Source organism: Streptomyces sp. NPDC001980, from assembly GCF_040296885.1.
In the GTDB taxonomy this organism is placed as follows: Bacteria; Actinomycetota; Actinomycetes; order Streptomycetales; family Streptomycetaceae; genus Streptomyces.
The window spans coordinates 147,663-155,677 of sequence record NZ_JBEOYD010000027.1; the positions used below are offsets into that span (position 1 = coordinate 147,663).

General features: G+C 69.4%; 10 protein-coding genes. 4 read left to right on the plus strand and 6 right to left on the minus strand.

What is annotated here, in order from left to right; genetic code table 11:
• Window positions 1-17 precede the first annotated feature (17 nt).
• From ABT137_RS33875 to ABT137_RS33890, 4 genes are all read right to left on the minus strand, one after another.
• Window positions 18-335, minus strand: coding sequence for a DUF4387 domain-containing protein (locus tag ABT137_RS33875; protein WP_351714935.1), 318 nt, complete (start codon window positions 333-335; stop codon window positions 18-20).
• Between the two features lie 3 nt (window positions 336-338).
• Window positions 339-1,700 (minus strand): acyclic terpene utilization AtuA family protein, encoded by a 1,362-nt coding sequence (locus ABT137_RS33880; protein WP_351714936.1) that lies wholly within the window; start codon window positions 1,698-1,700, stop codon window positions 339-341.
• 50 nt (window positions 1,701-1,750) lie between these two features.
• Window positions 1,751-3,070: an MFS transporter gene (locus ABT137_RS33885; protein ID WP_351714937.1), complete on the minus strand. Its 1,320-nt coding sequence runs from the start codon at window positions 3,068-3,070 to the stop codon at window positions 1,751-1,753.
• 94 nt (window positions 3,071-3,164) lie between these two features.
• The gene (locus tag ABT137_RS33890) at window positions 3,165-3,878 is read right to left on the minus strand and encodes a GntR family transcriptional regulator (RefSeq protein ID WP_351714938.1); all 714 of its coding nucleotides are present in this window, start codon (window positions 3,876-3,878) and stop codon (window positions 3,165-3,167) included.
• A gap of 220 nt (window positions 3,879-4,098) precedes the next feature.
• Between ABT137_RS33890 and ABT137_RS33895 the strand changes: the two genes are divergently transcribed.
• Window positions 4,099-4,437 (plus strand): DUF6233 domain-containing protein, encoded by a 339-nt coding sequence (locus tag ABT137_RS33895; protein WP_351714939.1) that lies wholly within the window; start codon window positions 4,099-4,101, stop codon window positions 4,435-4,437.
• Between the two features lie 85 nt (window positions 4,438-4,522).
• On the opposite strand, the gene ABT137_RS33900 is transcribed toward ABT137_RS33895, so the two are convergent.
• The gene (locus ABT137_RS33900; protein WP_351714940.1) at window positions 4,523-4,900 is read right to left on the minus strand and encodes a DUF427 domain-containing protein; all 378 of its coding nucleotides are present in this window, start codon (window positions 4,898-4,900) and stop codon (window positions 4,523-4,525) included.
• Window positions 4,901-4,932: 32 nt separating this feature from the next.
• A complete protein-coding gene (locus tag ABT137_RS33905) occupies window positions 4,933-5,286 on the minus strand; it encodes a VOC family protein (protein WP_351714941.1) in 354 nt (117 codons plus the stop codon).
• A gap of 197 nt (window positions 5,287-5,483) precedes the next feature.
• On the opposite strand from ABT137_RS33905, the gene ABT137_RS33910 reads away from it, so the two are divergent.
• From ABT137_RS33910 to ABT137_RS33920, 3 genes are all read left to right on the plus strand, one after another.
• Window positions 5,484-6,203, plus strand: coding sequence for an SDR family NAD(P)-dependent oxidoreductase (locus ABT137_RS33910; RefSeq protein WP_351714942.1), 720 nt, complete (start codon window positions 5,484-5,486; stop codon window positions 6,201-6,203).
• A 33-nt stretch (window positions 6,204-6,236) separates the two neighbouring features.
• Window positions 6,237-6,983 carry an SDR family NAD(P)-dependent oxidoreductase gene (locus ABT137_RS33915; RefSeq protein WP_351714943.1) on the plus strand — a complete coding sequence of 249 codons (747 nt, stop codon included), beginning with the start codon at window positions 6,237-6,239 and terminating at the stop codon, window positions 6,981-6,983.
• A 93-nt stretch (window positions 6,984-7,076) separates the two neighbouring features.
• Window positions 7,077-7,931: an alpha/beta fold hydrolase gene (locus ABT137_RS33920; RefSeq protein WP_351714944.1), complete on the plus strand. Its 855-nt coding sequence runs from the start codon at window positions 7,077-7,079 to the stop codon at window positions 7,929-7,931.
• Window positions 7,932-8,015: the final 84 nt, after the last annotated feature.

An 8,015-nucleotide genomic window follows, 5' to 3' on the forward strand; every position in this document is an offset into this window, starting at 1 on the left:
AGGCGTCGACCGGCGGCTCAGCACAGTTCGGGCAGTTTCATCGCCATCAGCGGTGCGTACTGCTGTCCGGCGTAGCAGTCGCTGTCGCGGAGGTCGCCCTGGACGGTGGGGCGCGGCAGGGAGACCTTCACCGCGAGGGCGTGAGGGTGGTTGACGACGAGGACCTGCTCCGCGTCCGCGCCGAAGAGGCCCGCGAACAGTTCTCGGTTGAGGAAGCCGGTCCCGACGAGGGCCTGATAGGTGTGCTCGTCCCGGCACATGAAATCGAAGGTGAGGGTGAAGGGCCCGGCGTTCTTGGAGCGGACCAGGGAGCAGTAGTCGAGCAGGGTGGCCATGGGTTACAGCTCCTCGGTGGTGGTGCGGAAGAGTTCGACGGGCGTGACGCCGGTGACGACGTGGTTGAGGGTGAAGCGGTAGAGCGGGCCGCGGTCCATCTCCGGCGGCGAGTACGGGTAAGCCAGGGTGGAGACCAGCCCGTCGTACTCGGGCATGGGCAGATGGCTGCTGACGTGGGCCACGAAGGTGGAGATGGCGTGCGCTGTGGCCTGGTCCGGGGCGGTGACCGTGATGAGCACGCCGATCTCGGCGGGGTCGAGTTCGTCGGGTTCGTGGTCGGAGAGGACGGCTCCCGCCCCGTAGAGGCGGTAGTCGATGTCGACGGTGCCGGGGTCGACCTGGCCGTCGAAGACGTCGAGGATCTTCTCCTCGAAGTACTTCTCGGCGAACGGCAGAAGGTCGGGCAGGCGCTGGATGACGACCTGGTCGCGGACGCCGCCGATGATGACGGTCTGGTAGCCGACGAGCTCGGCGCCTTCGAGCTTGTTGGTGTAGCCGTCCGCCGGCACGTACCGGGCGCCGCGGACGCGGACGGTCTGCTCGTCGACGGCCTCGTAGGTGGCGTGCGTGGTGTCCAACGCTCCGGACGGCTCCAGGATGTGGAACGGGTCCGCGTTCTCGTACAGCGTGTGGGCGGCGACCGAGCGCGGGGTGAGTCGGCTGCCTTCGGCGAGCGTGGTCACGTCGAAGTGGTCGTCGCGCAGATGCACGAGCAGGCCGTTGGCGGAGGGCGGGATCGCGCAGGCGGCGCCGCATTCGACGGTCTTGGCCATGTGCCAGGTCAGGCCCGGCTCCGCACCCCGCATGTGCGGCAGCGCGGCGAACAGCGCGGTGTCGCTGGCCCGTCCGGCGAGTATGACGTCGCACCCGTCGGTCAGGGCCTGCTGGATGGGCTCCACGCCCATCATGGCGACGGTGTGGCTGCGCGCGAAGAGTTCGCGGTCGATCTCCGGGGCGTTGGCCAGCGGCCGGATGCGGTCCTCGTCGTACAGCTTCTGGAGGCGCTCCGCCGACTGGTCGCAGTAGATCAGGCCGAGCCTGAAGTGGAGGTTCTCCTCGGCCGCGATGGCGCGCGTGAGTCCCGCGACCAAGTCGACGCCCTCGTCCCGGCCGCTGGTGCCGCAGGAGCCGATGATCAGCGGCACTCGGAGCGTGTCACGGGCCTTGAGCAGCAGCCGCAGGTCCCGCGTGACGGCCTGGGCGGAGAGTTTCGGGGTGGCGGAGCCGAGGGCCGCGGGGCCGCTGTCGGTGGATCCGGCGTCGCAGGCGATGACATGCGGGCGGGCTTCGACGCCCCGCTGGAAGGCGTCGGCGTCGAAGCCGGCACCGAGGGCGCCGGTGGGAGCGAGGATGCGGAATTCCATGGGTGCTGTCTTTCTGTGCGTGCGGAAGCGGCACTCCGTGTGCCCGGCTCTCAGACCGTCCGCGCGGCGGGTGCTGTGCGGCGGGTGAGGCTGGTGAAGACGACGAAGGTGATCGCGGCGAACACCGCTGCGTTCAGCAGCATGAAGCGCCAGCCGGTCAGGTCCACGGTGATGCCGAGCAGTGCCGGGCCGAGCGAGATCCCCGATGCGGAGGCGATGGTGTACAGGCCCGTGTACGTGCCGAGGACCCGGTCGTTGGGAGCCAGGTTCCACAGGGCGACCAGCGCGTTGACGGCGAAAACGGCGTAGCCGACGGAGGAGATCGCCATGGCCGCCGCGGTCATCGGCGCGTTGGGCGCGGCGAAGCCGGTCAGCAGGCCGACGACGAAGAGTGCCACGCCGTAGCGGATGGCGCGGATCTGGCCGACGCGGCCGGACAGGTAGGCGATGGGGACGACCGTGGCGAGGAAGGCGACGGCACCGGGCAGGGCGATGGCTCCGGCCTGCCCCCGGGACATCCCCAGTACCTCGATGCCGTACGGGGTGGTCATGGCGCGCAGTGCCGACCACATGCCGGCGAAGCAGAAGATACCCACCATCAGCAGCAGCCGGGAGCGGCTGGGGTCGCGGACGACGTCCCTGACGACCGCCCAGGGCGAGGCCGATTCGTCCAGCCCGTGAGGGACGGCACCGGGATCCGCCTCCTCCTGGGAAGGCAGACGGCGGCGGGCGTGGTCGCGGCCCATGAACCAGCTGGACAGGCCTATCGCGATGAGCATCAGCAGCGGGGGGATGGCGAAAGCGGCCTTCAGGCTGTGATCGACGACCAGCAGGCTGATGAGCGAGGAGACGACAATGGTGAGACTGACACCGGCTTTGATGAACCCCTGCGCCTTGCTGCGGTTGCCGGCGGCGACGTAGTCGGACACCAACGTCTCGGTGACACCCTTGAACGCGTTGGCCGTCAGGCCGAAGCACACGATGCACATCATCAGGGCGGGCAGACTCGTGGCCCACGGAATCAGGGCGAAAGGTATCGCGGCCAGACACGCACCGACGACGATGATCGGCCACCGGCCGAAACGGTGCCGGGCACGGAGGTCGGAGACGTGCCCCATGACGGGCTGGACGAAAACCCCGAAGGCGGTGTCCATGCCCATGATCAATCCGATCAGCGTCGCGGACGACAGGTACTCGCGCAGCTGCGCCGGCACCTGGGCCTCGTAGAAGTTCCACACCGATTCCTGCGCGAAGATCGCGATCGCCACCCAGGCGACGGCGCCGGCACTCATCCGGGTGGGGGTGATGGCCACCTTGTTCAGGGCGGTCGACGGTCCTCCGGGGGAGGGTGGGCGCGTGTCGTGCAACATGGCGACTCCTTGCCATATGCTATAGCAACAATGCTGCCGGTCGACTGCCTTCACCCCGCCCGCGGGGCTGACGAACAGACCGACCTGGGGACGATCAGATGCTGGAGAGCTGGATCAGCGCCTCGCGATGGTGATGCATCGCGAGCTGCTCGGCTCGCTCCTCGTCCCGGTCCAGGAGGGCGTCGAGCAGGCCGCGGTGTTCGCGGTAGCGGCGGCGGAATGCTTCGGCCCGCTCCGGGGCGAGCTTCATGGTCAGGTCCAGGCGTTCCTCGTCGCTGAAGGCGCGGGCCTGGTGCAACAGCCCCTCCAGGACGGGATTGCCGACGGCGGCTTCCACCTGATGGTGGAACTGTCGCAGCATCCGGAAGAGAGCGGTGAGCGGGTCGGGCACCGCGGCGTCCGCCCCCTGCTCGGCCAGCTCCCGCTCCACCTCGGCGACCAAGCCGTCGGCCCGGTCGAGCAACTCGGTGAGCGCGGCGAGCTGGGCGTCGGTGGCGTTGCGGGCGGCGAGGCGGGCCATGAGGGCGGAGAGGCGCACTTCGGCCTCCACGACCTCCGAGCGTGCGGCCGCGGGATGGTCCGCGATCCGCAGAGCCCGGCTACCGACCCGCTCCACGACCTTCTCGTGCACCAGCTGGCGCAGCGCCTCGCGCACCGGGGTGGGGCTGACGCCGAGGCGGGCGGCGAGATCACGTTCGGTGATCTTTTCCCCCGGCCGCAAGGCGCCCTCGCGCACCGCGTCGCGTAGCCGCTGGTAGGCCTGGTCGGCCAGTGACGTGGTCTCCACGGGACCGAGGGGGTTGCTCATGGCCATAAGCGTGGCTCCTGCTATAGCAAACAGTCAATAGGTCTGTTGCCGAGAGTTTCCCGGGGCATTGCAGGAGGCCCTCCCCGCCGCCGGGGTGAAAGGCTCGCCGGCCCGACCCGACCGACTGATCCGAACGAGACTGGCCTCGCACTCGACAGGGCGATCACCCCCGCGGTGATCACCAGCCAGAAGGCAAGGACCACACGGCGGTGCGCATGCCATGTGGCTGGAGCGCATCGACCGCAAGGCCGCCGACCTGCGGCAGCGGCAGGCCGAAGAGGACCGCGGCCGGGCGTGCCGCCCGCCGGCGCCGGGCTGGATCCTCGAACTCAACCGCGCCACGGGGCACCCCCTAGCCGTGTACTTCGGCGACTTCGGCATGGCCGGTCCCCGAACACAGCCGGTCAGCCAGGACGACGCCCGCCGCCTCCTCACCACCAACGGGGTGCCGGCCTGCCCGATCTGCCGCCCCGACACCTCACTACACATCGTCGACTTATGGATGCTGCACCCCAGGGCCGGCAGCGGCGCTACAACCAGTCCTGACCCGAAGTCATGACTGCCGTCCTCATCTGTGCAGGGAGAAACGGCGCACCGCCGGGAAGCCAGCCCGGCTGGAGGGGCGGAGAACCGCCCCTCGGCAGTCAGGTCCCGACGACGACGTCGACCTGGTCGGCGTAGAAGGCGACGTGGCCGGCGATGTCCGCGACGGCGTCGTACGGCGCGGGGTAGAACCACACGGCGTCGGTCCGCGCGCCGTCGGCGAGGGCGAGGCCGTAGTAGGACGCGTCACCCTTGTACGGGCAGTACGTCTGGGTGGTGCTGAGGGTGAGCAGCGACTGGTCGACGTTGTCGAGCGGGATGTACTGGACGGGCGGGTAGCCGGCCTCGCGCAGGGTCAGGGCCCGGGTGGTGTCGGCGACGATCTGTCCGCCGATACGGGCCACGACGCGGGCGCCGGTGGGCTCGACGGTGATCGGGTGGTCGGGGCCGGGGATCTTGGGCTGCCTTGTCGTCGTCATGGTCTTCTCCTCGATTCCTGGTGGCGGGTGCTCTAGCCGGCGATGAGGTCGAACTCGTTGCCCTCGACGTCGGCGAACGTGGTCCACCGGGCGCCCTCGCGCACGACTTCGTGAAGCTTGGTCGCCCCGAGTGCGAGCAGACGTCCTCTCTCGCCCTCGTAGTCACTGGTGATCAGGTCCGGGTGGAACCGGTTCTTGGTGGTCTTGACCTCGGGGACCTGGTGGAAGGCCAGTCGTGGCCCGCTGCCGGGATCGCCGGCCTCCACCACGGCGTCGTGCTCGTCGGCCCCGTCGGCGACCCGGCGGCCAAGGACGGCGGCCCAGAACGCCGCGGCACGTGCGGCGTCGGTGGCGTCGAACGAGGCGCCGAAGAAGGTGGTGCTCATGCGCTGTCTCCTGTCGCGACCTGCTATCCAGACCAGTCTGTCTAATCTGTTCTTCAACCGTAGATTCCACGCCTAGCGCTGTCAAACACCAGGTAGAACACCTGATGTCTCCCATCGTTTGACGAGACCAGGTCGTAGTGTTTAGCTGGATAGCAAGACCAGACAGACCAGTCTGGTCAATCGGAAGGAGGCGTGCCATGTCCGAGGTACGCACAGCCTTGGTGACAGGCGCGACGTCCGGTATCGGCCGGGCGACTGCGGAGAAGCTCGCCCGGGACGGGTTCAAGGTCCTGGTGCACGGCCGCGATGCCGGCCGCGGAGCCGCAGTGGTCAAGGGGATCGAGGGCCTCGGCGGCCGGGCCGAATTCATTGCCGCCGACCTCACCGATGTCACCGCCGTCAAGCAACTGGCAGAGGCGGCCAAGGACGTCGACGTCCTGGTCAACAACGCCGGGTTCTCCTGGTTCGGCCCCACCGCCGACCTGGAGCCCGACACATTCGACGCGCTGTTCGACGCCAACGTGCGCAGCGCCTACTACCTCACGGCCGTCATCGCGCCGGCGATGGCCGAGCGCGGCGAGGGCGTCGTCATCAACCTGGGCAGCATGGCCGGGCAGATCGGTCTTGCGGGCGGCGCCGCCTACAGCGCCACCAAGGCCGCGCTCACCTCGCTGACCCGGTCCTGGGCCGCCGAGTACAGCCCGCGGGGCGTGCGGGTCAACACCATCGCCCCCGGACCGGTCTACACCGGCGGCTCCTCCAGGGAGCGCCTCACGGCCCTGGGCAAGACCACGCTCCTGGCCCGCACGGCGGAGACCGAGGAGATCGCCGACGTCGTCGCGTTCCTCGCCTCGCGCGCCGCCCGGTACATCACCGGCGCCGTCATCCCCGCCGACGGCGGACGTACCGCCGTCTGACCGCCACCACCCCTACAGAAACCGAGCAGAGCAATGGATACCCCCGTCGTACTGATCACCGGTGCGCTGACCGGCATCGGCCGTGCCGCCGCCGTCGCCTTCGCCAAGCAGGGCGCGAACGTGGTCGTCACCGGGCGGCGTGACGAGGCCGGCAAGGCCCTGGTCGAGGAACTGCGTGAACTCGGCTCGTGGGCCGAGTTCATCAACGCCGACGTCCGTAACGAGGACGAGGTGCGTGCCATGGTCGACGAGACCGTCACCCGCTTCGGCCGTCTCGATGTCGCGGTGAACAACGCAGGCACCGAGGGGCGCCCCAGTCCGATCACCGACCAGAGTGCGCAGACCTACAACGCGACGTTCGACACGAACGTCCTCGGTGTGCTCCTGAGCATGAAGCACCAGGTCCGCGTCATGCAGGAACAGGGCAGCGGCAGCATCGTCAACATCTCCTCGACCTACGGCCACGAGGGCGCCGCCGGAGCCTCCGTCTACGTCGGCAGCAAGCACGCCGTCGAAGGCATCACCAAGTCGGTGGCCCTGGAGGTCGCCGCCTCGGGAATCCGCGTGAACGGCGTGGCCCCCGGCCCCACGGACACCGGCATGCTGACCCGCTTCACCGGCACACCGGAGAACAAGGCGGCCCTGGTGACCGAGGTCCCGCTGGCCCGCCTCGGCCTCTCGGAGGAAGTCGCCGACGCGATCGTGTTCATCGCATCGGACCAGGCGTCGTTCATCACCGGCCACATCCTCAACGCCGACGGCGGCCACAGCGCCAACTGACCTGCACCGGGCGCGCAGCTCCCCGTGCGCCCGGACGGCCCACGTGCGGCTGCCCCACCACCTCAAGACGCTGATTCAAGGAGAAGCGCCACCGTGACCGACCACACCCACGACACCGCCCCGACCCGGTTCATCGAGGCTGACGGCATCCGTTTCGCCTACCGGCGCTTCGGCAACGCGGCCGCAGGCCGCAGGCCGGTCGTGTTCTTCCAGCACTTCATCGGCAACCTCGACGACCACGACCCGGCGATCAGCGACGGGCTCGCCGCCGACCGCGAGGTCATCCTGTTCAACAACACCGGAGTGGCCTCCACCAGCGGCGTCGTCCCGGACACCATCGAGCAGATGGCCACCGACGCAGGCAGCTTCATCGACGCTCTCGGGCTGACGAACGTGGACCTGATCGGCCACTCCATGGGCGGCCTCGTCGCACAGCAGGTCGCCATCCAGCGCCCCGACCTGGCCCGCAAACTGGTCCTGGTGGGCACCGGCCCGCGCGGCGGCGTGGGCATCGGGGAGACTCCGCCGCAGACCGCCGCACTGTTCACCGTCAAGCTGCCCCGGCAGGAAGACATGTGGCTGCCGGTCCTGTTCGCCCCGACCGAGACCAGCCAGCAGGCGGGCCGCGCATACGTCGAGCGGATCGTGGCCCGCAAGGACCGCGACGCCTCCGCGTTCGGCGAGCAGGTCTACGCCGGTCAGGGCACCGCCATCCACGCCTACGGCGCCACGAAGGACCCCGCGTACTCGGTCCTGAAGAACATCACGATCCCGGTCCTGGTGGTCAACGGCACCGACGACATCATCATCCCCACGATCAACTCCTACATCCTCCAGCAGTTCCTCCCCGACGCCGAGCTGATCCTCTACCCGGACGCCAACCACGGCGCCCACTTCCAGTACCCCGAGCGGTTCGTCACCCACACCACGTTCTTCCTCGACCGCTGAACCACGAGCGGCCGACCCAGCCCGGCAGCCGACGCACAGCACCCGGAGGCGGGGGGCGCCGCCCGGGGGGCGGCCCCCCGCCGC